Source organism: Promicromonospora umidemergens (genome assembly GCF_024171995.1).
GTDB classification, from domain to species: domain Bacteria; phylum Actinomycetota; class Actinomycetes; order Actinomycetales; family Cellulomonadaceae; genus Promicromonospora; species Promicromonospora umidemergens.
This window is the reverse complement of the sequence record NZ_JAMTCT010000013.1, coordinates 25431-41520: the sequence shown is the minus strand read 5'-3', so window position 1 is coordinate 41520 and position 16090 is coordinate 25431. Positions and strand designations below refer to the sequence as shown.

11 protein-coding genes are annotated in these 16090 nt (G+C 71.9%); 2 read left to right on the top strand and 9 right to left on the bottom strand.

The window, feature by feature from the left end; all coding sequences use genetic code 11:
* The 7 genes from APR04_RS18780 to APR04_RS18750 all read right to left on the bottom strand — a co-directional run bounded on the left by APR04_RS18780 (position 1) and on the right by APR04_RS18750 (position 12527).
* Entirely contained in the window at positions 1–300 is a 300-nt protein-coding gene (locus APR04_RS18780) for a hypothetical protein (RefSeq protein ID WP_253872985.1), read from the bottom strand.
* A 116-nt stretch (positions 301–416) separates the two neighbouring features.
* Positions 417–5000, bottom strand: coding sequence for an ExeM/NucH family extracellular endonuclease (locus APR04_RS18775; protein WP_253872982.1), 4584 nt, complete (start codon positions 4998–5000; stop codon positions 417–419).
* A gap of 360 nt (positions 5001–5360) precedes the next feature.
* Entirely contained in the window at positions 5361–5777 is a 417-nt protein-coding gene (locus tag APR04_RS18770; protein ID WP_253872979.1) for a sterol carrier family protein, read from the bottom strand.
* A 63-nt stretch (positions 5778–5840) separates the two neighbouring features.
* Entirely contained in the window at positions 5841–7976 is a 2136-nt protein-coding gene (locus APR04_RS18765; RefSeq protein WP_308292371.1) for an RNB domain-containing ribonuclease, read from the bottom strand.
* Between the two features lie 48 nt (positions 7977–8024).
* On the bottom strand, positions 8025–8987 hold the full coding sequence (locus tag APR04_RS18760) for an endonuclease/exonuclease/phosphatase family protein (protein ID WP_253872977.1): 963 nt from the start codon (positions 8985–8987) through the stop codon (positions 8025–8027).
* A 141-nt stretch (positions 8988–9128) separates the two neighbouring features.
* Positions 9129–11468: a phosphoribosylformylglycinamidine synthase subunit PurL gene (gene purL, locus APR04_RS18755; protein WP_253872973.1), complete on the bottom strand. Its 2340-nt coding sequence runs from the start codon at positions 11466–11468 to the stop codon at positions 9129–9131.
* Between the two features lie 177 nt (positions 11469–11645).
* The gene (locus tag APR04_RS18750) at positions 11646–12527 is read right to left on the bottom strand and encodes a glycoside hydrolase family 16 protein (RefSeq protein ID WP_253872969.1); all 882 of its coding nucleotides are present in this window, start codon (positions 12525–12527) and stop codon (positions 11646–11648) included.
* A gap of 222 nt (positions 12528–12749) precedes the next feature.
* Between APR04_RS18750 and APR04_RS18745 the strand changes: the two genes are divergently transcribed.
* Positions 12750–13670: an EamA family transporter gene (locus APR04_RS18745; RefSeq protein WP_253872966.1), complete on the top strand. Its 921-nt coding sequence runs from the start codon at positions 12750–12752 to the stop codon at positions 13668–13670.
* Here APR04_RS18745 and APR04_RS18740 read toward each other — a convergent pair.
* Positions 13652–14137 (bottom strand): GNAT family N-acetyltransferase, encoded by a 486-nt coding sequence (locus APR04_RS18740; RefSeq protein ID WP_253872964.1) that lies wholly within the window; start codon positions 14135–14137, stop codon positions 13652–13654. The genes APR04_RS18745 and APR04_RS18740 overlap by 19 nt on opposite strands.
* 93 nt (positions 14138–14230) lie before the next feature.
* Here APR04_RS18740 and APR04_RS18735 point away from each other — a divergent pair, with 93 nt between their 5' ends.
* Positions 14231–15415 carry a T6SS immunity protein Tdi1 domain-containing protein gene (locus APR04_RS18735; protein WP_253872961.1) on the top strand — a complete coding sequence of 395 codons (1185 nt, stop codon included), beginning with the start codon at positions 14231–14233 and terminating at the stop codon, positions 15413–15415.
* On the opposite strand, the gene APR04_RS18730 is transcribed toward APR04_RS18735, so the two are convergent.
* Positions 15381–16037: a DUF222 domain-containing protein gene (locus APR04_RS18730; protein ID WP_253872959.1), complete on the bottom strand. Its 657-nt coding sequence runs from the start codon at positions 16035–16037 to the stop codon at positions 15381–15383. The genes APR04_RS18735 and APR04_RS18730 overlap by 35 nt on opposite strands.
* Between the last annotated feature and the right edge of the window lie 53 nt (positions 16038–16090).

The following is a 16090-nucleotide window of genomic DNA, read 5'->3' as shown; positions in this document are numbered from 1 at the left end:
TCAGCGCCCGCGCAGGCTCCGGCGGTCCGCGATCACCGCGAACAGACCGGCCAGCAGGGTCGTCACCATCGTGACGAACGCGGTCAGCACGGTGACGTACACGCCGGGCTTCATCATGGCCGCGCCAGAGGGCGAGCTCACGAGGTAGAGCGACAGGGCCAGCCCGAGGACGATCCCGACCAGAGCACCCGTCCAGAAGAACGCCTTGTACCGCGGAGCCCGGCGCACGCTCGCCGGGTCGATGACGTCACGCACCTCGACGTCGTCGGAGGAGTCGCTCGATGTCTGGGTTTCGCTCACGAAACCAGGGTACGCGCCGCCTGTCGCCGAAGAAGAACCCGGAAACAGAGCTGCAGCACACCCGTGCCGGGTGCGCTGCAGCTCGTCTCGCCTTGGTTCTCCGTCGGCGTGCGGGGCTACTTCACCAGCTTCCAGGGGCTGTGCCACCACGCGCCCGGGATCTGGAGGATCGTCGGGCGGGACGCCACGTAGACCTCGCCCCGGTACGAGACGGTGTCTCCCCACCAGTACAGCTTCCACGGCTGCCAGGCGGGCGCCTCCGGCTCCTGGGGAGCCGCCTCCTCGACGGTCAGCGGCAGCCGGGCGGTCGTGCCCGACGGCGACGCCTGCACCAGGAGCTGGTACGCACCCGGGACCGTGTCGGCCGGCACGGTCACCGAGGCTGACGTTGCACCGTCGCTGACCGTGCCGGTGCCGAGAGAGACGCCGTCCGCTGCCGCGCTCCCCGCCGGGACGAGGAACGTCTCGACAGCGGTGTTCTGCGGCGCGCCGAGCGAGGTCAGGTCCAGGCCGGACAGGCTGACGTCTGTCGAGGCGCCCGCCTCGACGGTGCCGGGTAGCGTCTCGGTGACGGTGCGGGTACGGGCGAAGCTCGGCGTGATCGGCGACGCCTTCTCGAGGTAGTCGATCCAGGCCTCGCGGTCCACCAGGCCCGAGTCGCGCCCGTCGGTGCCCTCGGTGAAGACCCGGAAGTTGTCACCACCGGAGATCAGGAACGAGAACGTCGCGATGCGGTACTCGGCGGCCGGATCGACCGGCACGTCGTCGATCGTGATCGACGAGACGTTCTCGCCCGGCGTCGCGTTCACGTCGGCCGTGTCCACCGTGTACGACACGTTGTCCGACAGCCCCAGCGCGAGGAACGGGCGTGACGGGCGGTCGCCGTTGGCGTCCGTCTGCCACTGCTGCTCGAGCAGGGTGTCGAGCTGCGCGCCCGTCAGCGTGATCGTCCACAGGTTGTTGACGAACGGCAGCACCGCGTTGGCCTCGGCGTACGTGATGACGCCGTCCTCACCAGCCGCCGAACCAGCCGCCGAACCAGCAAAGTAGAGCTCGTTGCGCAGGCCGCCCGGGTTCACGACGCCGATGTCGGCGCCACCCCGCTCGTCGCTCGCGAGCGAGTCTCGCAGCGAGTCCGCCACGAGGCTGCCGAGCGCCGACTCCGACGCACGGTCACCACGTTCGCCGCCGGTGTAGACGCCGTCCGTGTAGGAACCGCCGGAGAACGCAGTCGTGACGTCGGCGGTCACCTTGCCGATCGGCTGGGCGCCGATCTCTTCGGCCTCGGCCAGCGCGGTGGAGACGATCGCGTCGACCTCGGCGACCGCCGGGTACGTCGCGATCAGCTCGTCGGCCGGCGTGGCGGTGCGGGCGACGTTCTCCACCGAGTAGTCCGTGACGTCGAACGACTCCGTGTCCACGGTGAGGGAGACGTGGCCGAGGAACTCGCCGTAGTTCCCGGTCTGGATGATCGGGCGGGTCTGGCCCTCCGCACCCGGGACGGGCGCGTCCCATGCGTACTGCTTGTGCGTGTGGCCGGTGAAGATGGCTGCGACGCGCGGGTCGGTGTCCTGCACGAGCTCGGCGAACGGGCCGCCGGCGGCGACCTCCTCCTCCAGCGTCGCGCCGTCGGGCGTGCCCGCGCCGGCGCCGTCGTGCGCCATGGCCACGATCACGTCTGCCTCGCCGTTCGCGGCGTCGCCGTCGAGCAGCTCGTCCGTGACACGGTTGAGCGCCTCGACCGGGTCACCGAACTCGAGTCCCTCGATGCCCGACGGCGTGACCAGCGTGGGCGTCTCCTGCGTGACCACGCCGACGAAGCCCACGTCGACCCCGCCCACCGGGACCACCTGGTACTCCGGAAGCGCAGGCTCACCCGTGGCCTCGTCGTAGACGTTGGCACCCAGGTAGTCCCAGTCGGCGGCGTCGGTGACGCGGCCGGTGAGGTCGGCCATGCCCTGGTCGAACTCGTGGTTGCCGACCGCCGAGGTCTTCAGGCTCAGCGCGTTCAGCACGTCGAGCGTCGGCCGGTCCTGCTGCAGCGCGGACGCGAACAGCGAGGCGCCGATGTTGTCGCCGGCCGAGATGAAGGCCGTGCCCTTCGCGTTCTGGGCCCGCAGCTCCTCCACGGTGCCCGCGAAGCTGACGGTGTTCTCGTCGATGCGACCGTGGAAGTCGTTGATGGCCACGAGGTCGAGGTCGACCGAGCCGGGCTCCGTCGTCGTCCCGCCGAGGTCCAGGCCGACGAGGACGGGGTCGTGGTCGGACGAACGGAACGGGGACTCGTCGTAGAGGATCGACGCGTTGTAGTTGTGCCGGCTGTACTCGTTCGCGATCGGCTCGTACGCGTTGATGTTCCAGATGTCGGTGCCGGTCACGAGCTTCGCCGCGGCGGGTGAGGCGAGCACGTGGTCGAGCGAGCCGACCATGCCACCGAAGTTGTAGGAGTACTCCCCTGTGGCGGCGCCGAGGTCGGCGTAGCCGGCGTCGGTCAGGACCTTGATGGGGTCCTCCTGCTCGTACGCGTTGAAGTCGCCCACCAGCACGACGTTCTCCGTGCCCGCCGCGGCGGCCTGCGCCTCGGCGAAGCTCACGAGCGCGGTCGCCTGGCGGGTACGGGACTCGTTCGAGGAACCCTGGCCGTCACCCTGGTCCGGGTCGCCTGGCCACGGGCCGGCCGAGCCCTTCGACTTGAAGTGGTTGGCGATCACGACGACGTCGTCGCCGGCGTCGGTCGCGCCGTCGGCGGGCTGGAACGTCTGGGCCAGCGGCTGACGGGCGTTCTGGAACGCCTCGTCCCCGACCAGGATGGTCGAGTCGCCCACCGGCTCGGCCGCGGCGGTCCGGTAGATGAAGGCGTTACGGATGACGTCCTCAGCGGAGGGCACCTCGGCAGGGGAGGCCGCGTAGGCCCACGTCCCGGCGCCCTCCGCGGCGTTCAGGGCGTCCACGAGGTCGCTCAGCGCCTGGTCACGCGAGCCACCGAACGCGGCGGTGTTCTCGATCTCCAGCAGGGCCACCACGTCGGCGTCGAGAGCCGAGATCGCGGCGACGATCTTGACCTGCTGCCGCTGCAGGTCCTCCTCCTCGGCCGCACCGCGCGCGTCGCAGCCGCCGCGGACCGTCACGGGGTCCCCGTCACGGTCGGTGTAGTAGGTGCAGCCCGTGAGCTCGTCCCCGGTGGTGCTGAAGTAGTTCAGCACGTTGAACGTGGCGACCTTGAGGTCGCCGCCCACCTCGGCGGGGGCGTCCTCGCGCGTGTTCTCGAAGGTCGCGGGCTGCACGGCGTCGGCGACGTCGGGCGTCAGCTGCGACGTCGGCTGGAAGCCCCAGGCGTCGTACCGGTAGTCCAGCACGACGGGACGGGTGAACGTGACGGCCGCTCCCACCCGCACCGGGTCGCCACCGGTCAGCCACGGGAGCGGCTGCGCCTTGTTGGCGTTCGAGCTGTAGTTCGTCGACGAGCCGTCGTCGAGCAGCACCGCGCGTGCCGCGTTGTCCGCGATCTGCGCGTCGTACTCCGCCGACCCGGGCCGGCCCGCCGTCGTGGGCTGCACCAGCGGGCTGTCACCCGCGGCCAGGCCCATCGAGCCGTAGTAGTTGGTGTCGTAGTTGTCCGTCACCGTGAAGTCGCCCTGCGGCGCGAGGAGCATGCCCTCGAGCGCCTCCCGGTCGGCCGCGGTGGCCGGCCAGGCGGTCGCCGTCGGCTCGACCGTCGCTGGCTCGTCCAGGACGGTCCAGCCGCCCGACGACGGGGTGAGCTCGGTCAGCCCGTTGTACTCGGAGACCGCGCCGGTCACCTCCACGTGGTCACCGGCAGACAGGTCGGCTGCCGCCGCTGCCGAGAACACGAAGACGCCGTCCGACGCGCCCGGCGTCGAGTCCTCGCCGCCGCCTGTGCCGGCGGTCTGCAGGTACAGGCCGTCGAACCCGCCGGTCGCATAGACGGCGGTGACGACGCCACGGGTCGTCACCGTCGCGCCCGCGAGCGGTGAGGCGTCGCCAGTGCCCTGGATCTCGGCGATCGGGGTGACCTCGCCGGGCTCGGCCGGCTCCGACGGAGTGGGGCTGGGCTCGGGCTCCGAGCCCTCGCCACCGGTGGGGGTCACCTCTGCCGTGAACACGAAGTCCGCCGAGTTGTCGCCCGTGTCGCCGGTGCGCTCCAGCGACCCGACCACACGGGTGCCCTGGCCGGCCGGTCCCTGAGCGGTCTCGAACGTGTCAGCCGTGCCGTAACCGAGCAGGTCGACGACGCCTGTGGCGCCCTCGACCGGCACCGCACCCTTGGCGGGCGTGACAGCGGTGGCCTGCGACGCGAGCGCGACCACGCCGGCCGTGCCGCTCGGGTTGAGGCTGCCGACGGCGTCGGGCGTGGGGAGCGGCTCGCCGTTGGCGGCGTTCGATGCGCCCTGCACCAGGTAGTGGCCACCGGCGGCGATGGTGCCGCTCAGCGCGGTGACCCCGGAGAACGACGAGCCCGTCGCGGACTTGTACTGGACCGACCAGCCGTCGACGCTGACCGGCTCGTCCGTCGGGTTGTACAGCTCCACGAACTTGTTCCGGTACGGCTGGCCGGAGCTGCCGCCGACGAGGTACGCCTCGCTGATGACGACGTGCCCGGAGTCCGGGCCGTCCTCGGTGGCCGCGGGCGCTGCGAAAGCCGCCGTCGCCGGCACGGCGAGCGCTGCGGAGAGGGCCACTGCGACTGCGGCCCTCCCACGGGATCGGGGGTGCGGTCGCGGGGACCGGAGCGTGCTGGGTCTCACGCTGACTCCTTCTGCAATAGCCGGCCTGTGGGCCGGGGTGGAGTGCACTGCTGCTGGACGTCTTGTTCGGCGGCATCGCCGCGGCCGGGCGCGCATCAGTTGCGCAGGCGGTCCGGCACGAGCCGCACCAACCAATCAATGCATCGTGAACCAGCGGTTACAGCCGGACACCCGCCGGGAGAACTGACGTCCCCGCACCGGGTGAACCTGCTCGCAGCCGAGCCACGAGATCGACGCCGAGGCTAGCGGGTGTCAGTGACATCCGTCGCCCGGCACACGCAGTCGGCGCCCGATTCACCCCGATACGACCGGCGGCTCCGGCTCGCCGCCGGCGCCGGACGCCGCACGGCGCACAGCCGTCAGCGGCAGCAGGTGCGAGATGTCCGAACGCTCGCCCGAGGCGCGCACCCGCCCGTCCGCGACGGCGTCCGCCCAGGTGACAGCGCCGGTGACCAGCGCGAGCCAGGTGTCGGGATCGGTCTCGACCACGTTCGGTGGTGTCCCGCGCGTGTGCCGCGGCCCGGCCACCGCCTGGACCGCACCGGAGGGCGGCACGCGCACCTCCACGGAGTTACCGGGGGCGTGGTCCGCGAGCTCCTCCAGCGTGTACCGGACGGCGGTGGTCACGTCACGACGCTCCGCCTCGCCCAGCACCCACGCGGCGACCGCCGTGCGACCGGCCGCTGGATCCGTCCTACGCCGCGGGGGCACTAGCGCACCGCCAGGACGTCGTGAACAGCATCGATCATGGAGCCAGTATCGCGGACCGCCGGATCAGTAGCGGTAGACCTCCGACGTCTGCCCCTCGACCGCGAGCAGGTCCGCCGCCACCACCATCGGCAGCTCGAGCGACGCGACGGCCGGGTGCTCCGCCACATGCACCACGTCCGGCAGGCTGTCACTCCGGACCGCGGGCACCGGCTGCGACGGCAGCGCGAGCCGCCGCGGCGACGCCGTGGGGTTCGCGTGCCGGGGCCACGGCTGCGACAGCGGGACCTCGTCCCGGACCTGAGGGCGCACGGGCCGCCGGACCGGCGGGTAGCCGACGCCGTGCCCCAGGTGCTGCGCGGCCGACGGCGCCGGGGCGAAGGACGGCGCATCGCCGTCCGGCGGCGGCTGCGGGGCGGGCGACGGAGCGGGACGAGGCCGGGGCGTCGGGCGCGGACCCGGGCTCGGGCGCGGCTGGGGCAGGGGCTGCGGCTGGGGTGCCGGCTCCGGGCTCGTCACGCCCCCCGGCTCCCGTGCGGACCGCTGTACGCGTCCGTGCGCGGGGACCGGTCCGTCGGCGAACGGCGTGGGAGCGGCCGCCCGCCGGGCCACGCCGGCAGCCGCACGCGGCCCCGCCGTGGAGCGCCGCCCGGTCCCGTCCCCTGCGCCCGCCCGCCCGGTGCCCGACCGACCGGTCTCCACCCCGGCTTCCGTTCCCTGGTCGACCGTTCGGCCACCCGGCAGCGTGAACATGACGCGCCGCCCGGGCACGTCGGCTTCGGCGAGCGTGACCCGCACCTCGTCGCCCAGCGGGAGCCGCGGGCCGGTCACGCGCGCGCGGACGGCGGGATCGCGGAGCACTACCTGGCCGCGCTGCTCCTCCTTGGTGTCGTCGTCGACGTCGACGACGACACCGTCGAACTCCTCACCCAGACGATCTGCGAGGAGCGACGCCTCGACGATGTCGACGCACTCGCGCTCGAACGACGAGGCCCGACGACCGGTCTCGGCCATGACGGACGGCAGGGCGGGCAACGCCTCCAGCACCCACGGGGGCACGGCCGTGCCCGCGGAGATCGCGAGGCAGGCCTCGGTCGCGTACCGGTCCACCAGCCGCCGCAGCGGCGCGGTGACGTGCGCATAGTCGGCGGCGATGGCGGAGTGCCGGGTGTTCTCGGGCGGCGGCACCGGGACGCCGTCGGGCCCGGACATGCCGAACGCGACGTAGCCGGCACCACGGAACAGCGTCGTCGCCTCGTTGAGGAACGCCGCATGCTCCGGGATCCGCGAGACGAGCGTCGGGACGAGGCGCGCGTACGGGAGGCTGTCGGGCCAGTCGATGCCGAGCGCCCGGGCCGTGCGATGCAGGCGGGCCAGGTCGCGCGGGTCGGCCTCCGGAAGGGTGCGCAGGATGCCGACGCCCGCCTCCCGCATGAGGTGTGCTGCCGCGATGCCGGTGAGCAGGGAGATCTGCGCGTTCCACTCCTCGACCGGCAGGTTGCGACGGAACGACAGCGTGTACGTGCCGTCCTCGCCGCGCTCCACCTCCTGCTCCGGCACCTCCAGCGAGACACCGCCGCGTGCCGCCTCGAGCGACTGGCGCAGGCGCCCGACGTCGGCCAGCAGCTGCAGGGACTCGCTCGCCGTGCCCGCGTCGAGGCCGGACTGCACCTCCGCGAAGGTGAGCCGCTCACGGCTGCGGACCAGCACCCGCTCCAACGAGGCGCCGGTGATGATGCCGCGCGCGTCCAGCGTGACCGTCCAGAGCACGGCCGGGCGGTCCACCTCCGGCAGGAGGCTCGCCGCCCCCTCGGACAGGATCTTCGGGTGCAGCGGCGTCCGGGCGTCGGGCCCGTAGACGGTCATCCCCCGCTTGCGCACCTCCGCGTCGACGGCACCGCCTGGCGTCACGAACGCGCCCACGTCCGCGATCGCGTAGTGCACCACGTAGCCCTCGCCGGACTGTTCCACGTGAACCGCCTGGTCCAGGTCCATGGAACCGGGCGGGTCGATGGTGACGAACTCGATGTCGCGGCGGTCGGCCCGGCCGGCAGAGAAGTCCTGCTCGGCGGCCGCCCGCGCCTCTTCGAGAACGTCCTGCGGGAACATCGCGGGCAGCCCGACCTCGGCGCGGAGCGCCGCGAGGGCACTGCTCACATCGTCGGGGGCGGCAGGCGCGAGGCGCATCTGACGAATCGGCACAACTGCGAACATAGGCCGGTTCCGCGCTCGCCGCGCGGCGTCGCTGTGCTATTCGACGACGACGGTGGCCAGCAGCGCCCGGTGATCGGTACCGGGAACCTGCATGGAGACGACGTCGGAGACGGGCATGTCCTTCTCCACCACCACGTGGTCCAGCGCGAACAGCGCGGGCACCCGGCTGCCTTCCGGCCAGGTCACGGCGGGTCCGGCGCCCCACTCGCGGGTGGCGTCGGAGAACCGCGAACCGAGCAGGTCACGGAAGCCGGCGTGGTCGTAGGTGGCGTTGAAGTCGCCCGCCAGGATCTGCGGCGTCTCGTCCGCGTGGACCTGCTTCGTGAGATCGACGAGCTCCGTACGCCACGTCGTGATCTCCGTGGGCATCGGTGGGTGCGGGTGCACCACGGTGACGCGCACGTCGGTGCTGCCCGCGCCGACCAGCGCCGACGGCATCGCGAAGCTCGTGCCGCGCAGCTGGTCCTCCGCGGTGAGCGGCGTGGACGCCCAGAGGCCGCTACCCGCCGGGCTGTCGTCGGCGGGCACCGTGAAGCTGTGCGCCAGCAGGTCGTCGAGGCCTGCGTCCGTCAGCGCCTCCTCGAAGGCGGGCGTCAGCTCCTGGACCGCGAGCACCTCGACGTGCTGCGACTCCACGAGACCGACCACGCTCTCGGCGTCGGCCCGCCCGTACAGGGCATTGATCGTCATGACCCGCAGCGTGCCGGGGTCGGCGGGGTCAGCCGCCGTGGACGTGTCCGGCGGCACGAAGAAGGGAGCCATCCAGTACACGTAGCCGGCCAGAGAGAGCGCGAGCAGCAGAGTCAGGAGCCAGCGCCGGGAGAAGAGCGCGACGATCAGGAGCGGGAGCGTCATCAGCGTCGCCCACGGCGTGAACGCCACGAGATGCGGCAGGGGGACGACGTTGTCGAACGGGAGGGCCCTGGCCAGCGCCACGACAAGCAAGGGGATCGCGATGATCCAGAGCACTACCGAGACCAAGCCATGGACAAATCGCACCCCCGGACCCTATCGGCTGGGCGGGGACGCAGGTGACGCCTGGCGCCATGCTTGCGGGTGATCGCTAGAACGTCAGGTAGTCGGCAACCCGGGTTGCCGACTACCTGACCTCTTGCCGATCACCTGCCCGGTGACTCCGGCTCAGCCGAAGATGCGCGGGAGAGTGGCCTCGTGTGCCTCGCGGGCCTCCGACAGCGGGATCTCGAACTGGCCCTCGATCACCACGGCGTCGCCGCCGGTGGCGCCGAGACGCAGCACCGGCACGCCGGCGTCCTCGGCGAGATGGGTCAGCTCGCCCTCGTGCTCGGGGTCGACAGCGACGATCACGCGCCCGGTCGACTCGGCGAACAGCGCCACGAACGGGTCGACCTTGTCGCGGCCCGTCACGCCCTCGAGCGCCACAGAGGCCCCGACGCCGAAGCGCAGGGACGCCTCGAGCAGAGCCTGGACCAGGCCACCCTCGGACAGGTCGTGCGCCGCGGCGGCCAGCCCCGTGGAGCGCGCCTCCACCAGCGCGGAGGCCAACGCCTTCTCGGCGGCCAGGTCCACGCGCGGCGGCAGGCCACCGAGGTGCGAGTGCACGACGTCGGCCCATGCCGAGCCGTCGAGCTCGTCCCGCGTGGTGCCGAGCAGGAGGAGCGACAGGCCCTCGGTCTGCCAGCCGGACGAGAGCGCGGTGCTGACGTCGTCGAGCACGCCGAGCACGCCCACCACGGGGGTGGGGTGGATCGACGAGTCGATCTGGCCGGGCTCACCGGTGCCGTTGTAGAGCGAGACGTTGCCGCCCGTGACCGGTACACCGAGCTCCTGGCAGGCGTCGGCGAGGCCCTCGATCGCCTCGACGAGCTGCCACATCGAGTCCGGGTGCTCCGGCGAGCCGAAGTTGAGGCAGTCCGTCACGGCCAGGGGCTTGGCGCCCGACGTGGCGACGTTGCGGTACGCCTCCGCCAGGGCCAGCGCGGCGCCGGTCCGCGGGTCGAGCTTGCCGTACCGACCGTTGGCATCGGTCGCGAGCGCGACGCCGAGCCCCGTGGACTCGTCGACGCGGACGACGCCGCTGTCGTCAGGCTGGGCGAGCGCCGTGTTCCCCTGGACGAACCGGTCGTACTGGTTCGTGACCCAGGCCTTGGACGCGAGGTTGGGCGAGGCCAGCAGCCGCAGCGCCGTCTCCCGCAGCTCGGGGCCGGACGCCGGACGAGCGAGGCCCGCCGCCGTCGTCGTGTCCGCCTGCAGGCCGTCCTGCCAGGCCGGGCGCGCGTAGGGGCGGTTGTACACGGGCCCCTCGTGCGCGACGGTCTTCGGGTCGACGTCCACGATCCGCTGGCCGTGGTGGTCGATCGTGAGGCGGCCGGAGCCGTTGACCTCACCGATGACGGCGGTCTCGACCTCCCACCTGCCGGTGATCGCGAGGAAGGCGTCGAGCTGGTCCGGCCGCACGACGGCCATCATGCGCTCCTGCGACTCCGACATGAGGATCTCGCCGGCGTTCAGCGTGGGGTCCCGCAGCAGCACGTCGTCGAGCTCGACGTGCATGCCGCCGTCCCCGTTGGAGGCGAGCTCAGAGGTGGCGCAGGAGATGCCGGCGGCCCCGAGGTCCTGGATACCCTCCACGACCTTCGCCGAGAACAGCTCGAGGCAGCACTCGATGAGCACCTTCTCCATGAACGGATCGCCCACCTGCACGCTCGGGCGCTTGGCGGGGACGCCGTCCTCGAACGTCTCGGACGCGAGGATCGAGGCGCCGCCGATGCCGTCGCCGCCCGTACGGGCACCGAACAGCACCACCTTGTTGCCGAGGCCGGTGGCGTTGGCGAGGTGGATGTCCTCGTGCCGCAGCACGCCGACGCAGAGGGCATTGACGAGCGGGTTGCCCTGGTAGGAGCCGTCGAAGACGAGCTCACCGCCGATGTTCGGCAGGCCGAGGGAGTTGCCGTAGCCACCCACCCCGGAAACGACGCCGTGGACGACGCGCGCGGTGTCGGGGTGGTCGACGTCGCCGAAGCGCAGCTGGTCCATGACCGCCACGGGGCGCGCGCCCATCGAGATGATGTCGCGGACGATGCCGCCCACACCGGTCGCCGCGCCCTGGTAGGGCTCGACGAACGACGGGTGGTTGTGCGACTCGACCTTGAAGGTGACTGCCCAGCCGTCGCCGATGTCGACGACGCCTGCGTTCTCACCGATACCGACGAGGAGGTGCTCCTTCATCTCGTCGGTGACCTTCTCGCCGAACTTGCTCAGGTGCACCTTCGACGACTTGTAGGAGCAGTGCTCGCTCCACATCACGGAGTACATCGCGAGCTCGGCCGCGGTGGGGCGGCGGCCCAGGATGTCCTTGATGCGCTGGTACTCGTCCTCCTTGAGTCCGAGCTCACCGTACGGCTGCACCTCATCAGGGGTGGCCGCGGCGCTCTCTACCGTGTCCAGGTTCGGAACGGCAGGAGTCGGGCGGGAGGGTGCCTGGGACGCGGGCGCGGTCATGTAGTTCCTCGCGTACGGGGTAGGTTTCCGGGCGCCGAAGCGCGCGGCCAGTCTACGACGCGTCACGCAGGGTGGCGGTCCCGCACTCCCGGACGGGTCAGAAGCACAGGTCACAGGAGTGTTCTGTGCTTCTGACCCGTCCGGTGCGGCCAGAGCCGGGAGGCCAGAGCCGGGAGGTCAGAGCTGGGAGTCGTAGACCCGTACGTAGTCGACCACCATCTGCTGCGGGAACTGCGTGGTGCCGTCGGGGTAGCCGGGCCAGTTGCCGCCGACGGCGACGTTCAGGAGGAAGAAGAACGGCTGGTCGAAGACCCAGGGGTTGCCGCCGGTGTCTGCGGTGGTGCGCGTCTGGTAGACGTTGCCGTCCACCGACCAGCTGATCCGGCCGGGCGCCCAGTCGATCGCGAAGGTGTGGAAGTCGTCGGCGAACGACCAGCCCTGCGGGTGGGTGTAGGCCGCGCCGATCCCGGCGCCGCCCGAGTAGCCCGGTCCGTGCAGGGTGCCGTGCACCATGTGAGGTTCGAAGCCGACGTTCTCCATGATGTCGATCTCGCCCGAGTCGGGCCACGGGACGCCGTTGCCGATCTGGCCGCCGAGCATCCAGAACGCGGGCCAGATGCCCTGGCCGCGGGGAATCTTGATCCGCGCCTCGAGGTGGCCGAACTTCGGCTGCACCTTGCCCTGGGTCGTCAGGCGCGCCGAGGTATACCCGCCGTTGCCGTCCTGGCGCGCGGTGATGACGAGGTTCCCGTTGCCGTCAAGGGCGGAGTTCTCACGGGAGCTCGTGTACGTCTGCAGCTCGTTGTTGCCCCAGCCGCCCGCGCCCGTCTCCTGGTTCCAGCTGGCAGGGTCCGGAGCACTGCCCGCGGCGCCGTCGAACTCGTCGGACCAGGTCAGCGCGCCAAGGTCGGCGGAGGTGTCGGACGCCGACCCGGCCGATCCCGAGTCAGGCGCGTGGGACGCCGCCGCCGTGGCGACGAGCGAGGCGGACAGGACGAACGTCATGGCAGCTGCGGCCGTGACGGTGGTTCGGATCGTGCGGTGTCTCGTGCTACGCATCGGACGCTCCTTCGCGAACGTGTGTCGCCCGCCGCACAGGCCGCGGGCCGGGCCTGCGGTCGATCCGCCGGCCGGTGCCCAGCGACGCTACTTTTCACCCGGTCAGTGGAACAAGATGGTGAAAGTACGTAGTCACGGCATCCGTCACCGTTCAGGCCGGCTGAACAATCAGCCAGTGATACGTGATGGACGTACAGGGTTGCTCCGGTCGACCATGACCGCATGCCCCTGCGCCACTCGCTCCTGGCCGTGCTCGTCATGGTCATCTGGGGCACCAACTTCCTCGCCATCGACGTCGGCGTGGAGGACATGCCACCCGCGCTCTTCGTCGCGGTCCGCTTCGTCGTGGTGCTGGTCCCGGCGATCTTTCTGGTTCCCCGTCCGGCGGCCCCCTTGAAGGACGTGCTGCTGGTGGGTGCGTTCCTCAGCCTCGGTCAGTTCGGGCTCATGTACACGGCGCTGTGGCTGGACATGCCGCCGGGCCTGGCATCGCTCGTGCTCCAGGCGCAGGTGGTCCTCACCGTCCTGTTCGCGAGCGCCGCCCTCCGTGAGCGCCCGACGCCGCCGCAGCTGGTCGGCGTCCTGCTCGGAGCGGCGGGGCTGGTGGTCGTCGGGGTGGGCCGCTCGGCGGCGACGCCGGGCTTCGCCTTCCTGCTCACCCTCGCGGCCGCCGCGTCCTGGGCGACCGGCAACGTGATCGTGCGGCGGCTGGGCGCCGCGACCCAGCTGGCGGGGAAGCGGTCGAGCTCGCTGTCCGGCCTGTCGATGACCGTGTGGTCGGGGCTCGTGGTCCCCGTGCCGATGTTCGCCCTGGCCGTCGCGCTGGACGGCCCGACCGCCGTCGGGTACGCGCTCACCCACCCCACGTGGGCGGTAGTGCTCTCCACGCTGTACACCGCGTGGCTCGCGAGCCTGGTGGGCTACGGCATCTGGAACACCCTGCTGGCCCGCCACCGGGCGAGCGCAGTGGTGCCGTTCACCATGCTGGTGCCGGTGGCGGGCATGACCGCGGCTTGGCTGGTGCTCGACGAGGTGCCCAACACTGCGGAGGCAGTCGGCGGCCTGCTGCTCTTCCTGGGCGTGGCGGTCACGTCAGGGCTGCTGCGGTGGCCGGCCGGGCCGCGCTACCGCTCGAGCACGTAGCAGAGCAGGTCCACGCCGGGCACGGGCGCCCAGTCCCGGCCCGGGGCGCGCACGAAGCCGAGCCGCTCGTAGAGGCGGTGCGAGCCGGTGGCCACGGTCTGGGTGGAGAGGACGACCCGCCGCGCCCCGGCACGCGCGATGCACTCGCGCATCAGCGCGGTCCCGGCTCCCCTGCCCTGAGCATCCGGAGCGACGCCCAGCATGCGGATCTCCGCCTCGCCCTCCTCGGCGATGTCGGCCATCGGACCGCCGCGGGGCACGAACGTCACGCCACCCACCACCTCGCCGCCGACCAGTGCCACGATGATCTCCGCCGCGGCGGCGCGGCTCTCGACGTCGCGCAGGACGTCGGCGTAGGAACCCGCGTCAGGGGCATCGAGCTGCCCGTCCGCGAAGAACGCGGCTGCGACGATCTTGCCGACCGTCTCGTACTCGGCGGGCTCCGCGTCCCGTACTTCGATGCTCATCCGACGACCGTAGACCGAGCGTCCGACATGGTCGGACCTGACATGATGCCACCGGGGGTTCCGGCGTTTACCCGAAAGTGGTTTCATTCGGACATGAAGCTGCTTCGAACTCTTCCGAAGGTTTCCTTCGAGTTCGGGCTCGCCTCATGGCAGTGGCTGGGGCTCAGCGAGCAGAATCCGCGCTTCGCCACCTGTTTCGGCGACATCTTCCTCGAGTCGCTGGACGGATGGTGGTTCCTGGACACGGTCGAGGGCACGCTCGAGCTCCGCTGGACCTCCGCTGTCACCATGTACACCGAGCTGGAGTCCGCCGAGGGCCGCGCCACCTACCTCATGGACGACCTGGTCCGCGACGCCCGCAGCCGCGGCCTCCACCTCGGCGAGAACGAGGTCTACACCTTCAACCCGCACCCGGCCCTCGGCGGCGAGCTGGGGGTGGACGGCCTCGGCACCATGCGCTTCGAGCTCGCGGTCAACTGGGTGGGCCAGATGCACGACCAGGTGCTCCACAGCCGGGGCGAGATCCGCCTGCCCCCGATGCCCGACGACGGTCGCCGCGCCCCGGCGCGCCAGGTCACGGCAGCCTGGGACGCTGCGTGGTCGGACGACGAGACCTTCGACGTGCCGTTCGAGCAGTATCTGGCCACCACCACCTTCGCGGCGGTCTCCGCGCCGAAGCAGCACGACCACAACGGCTACCCGCCGCTCGCGCCGCCGCTCACGCCGCCGTACGGCGAGCCGACCGGGGCGGACCACGTCCCGCACGCGGCGCAGAGCTACCGCACCCCGAGGCACGGTGTCGCGAGCCCCGAGGTGCTTGCCGGTCCTGAGCAACCCGACCCGACGCCGCCCTGGCCGGGACCGGACCAGTCGGCCTCGCTCTGGTCCGGGCAGACCGAGGCAGCGCAGCAGTGGCCGGTGACGAGCCAGGCAGCCCAGCCCGCGGCGGCGTCCGAGAGCTACGACGCCTCGTTCGACCCGTCCTACCCCGCAGTCCCCGAGCAGCACGGGACTGGCCCGGTGGAGCAGCAGTCCGGCGCGCCGTACGCCCAGCAGGGCTGGATCCCTTACGGCAGCACCCCGGGTGCCGACAGCCCGGACGAGCAGGATCAGGCCGAGCCGACGTGGGGCAGCTCTGCCTGGGGCCGCCGCCCTACGTGGGGCAGCCCGGCCTGGGGCGGCCAGACCCCGGCGGTCGCAGCGGGCGGCAGCCCGCAGCAGGCCGGCCGCACCGACGAGCCGTTCACCGCGTGGGACGACCTGTGGGGGAAGCGCTGAGCCGCTGCCGCCTCGCGGACGCCGCCTGGCGCACGACCGGCACGCCGGTCGGCCGTTCCGGACGCAGCCGGCGCTCGCGCTCGGTACGCGCGACCAGGCTCAGCTCCCCAGGGGTCGTGGTGCGCGCGCGCTTGAGCAGGCGGGTCTCCAGCGCCACCCGGTTGCCCCGCCGCAGCCCGTCGGTGTACCCGAGGATCGTCTGCGCGTGCGCGTGCGTGATGTGCCCGCCACGCAACGCCGCAAGCGTCCGCGGATGCTCGTGCACCAGCGCCCGGGACTCCTCGATGAGCGCGACCGCAGTGCCCTCCGGCACCCGCAACGCCTTGGCCAGCTGCTCGACGAGCTCCGGAGCCAACCCGGCGAGATCGTCCGCCTCGACCTCGGTGCCGTCGAACAGCTCGGGCTGGTCGGCCACCCACTCGCGGACCGATTCCATGAGCACCGCGCGAGAGGCCGCGAGCGAGGCAAGGAGCGCGTCGACCGCCGCCACGGCGTCGACCGCCTCCGTGAGGTTCGCGAAACCGCTCGCGAACCCGGACTCGCGCGGTGCGGCTGCACCACGCGCGGTCAGGCCCTGCACGTTGGCGGGACCCTGTGTCACCAGCACCTTGTTCGAACGCATGTTCTAAACATAGGGGGTGTCGCCGACACGCGCCACCCAACGCCCCACTACGC

Bases quoted from the DNA above. Each gene is read 5' to 3' on its own strand.
- purL (WP_253872973.1), bottom strand. From the start codon at position 11,468: ATGACCGCGCCCGCGTCCCAGGCACCCTCCCGCCCGACTCCTGCCGTT.
- APR04_RS18750 (WP_253872969.1), bottom strand. From the start codon at position 12,527: ATGCGTAGCACGAGACACCGCACGATCCGAACCACCGTCACGGCCGCA.
- APR04_RS18745 (WP_253872966.1), top strand. From the start codon at position 12,750: ATGCCCCTGCGCCACTCGCTCCTGGCCGTGCTCGTCATGGTCATCTGG.
- APR04_RS18740 (WP_253872964.1), bottom strand. From the start codon at position 14,137: ATGAGCATCGAAGTACGGGACGCGGAGCCCGCCGAGTACGAGACGGTC.
- APR04_RS18735 (WP_253872961.1), top strand. From the start codon at position 14,231: ATGAAGCTGCTTCGAACTCTTCCGAAGGTTTCCTTCGAGTTCGGGCTC.
- APR04_RS18730 (WP_253872959.1), bottom strand. From the start codon at position 16,037: ATGCGTTCGAACAAGGTGCTGGTGACACAGGGTCCCGCCAACGTGCAG.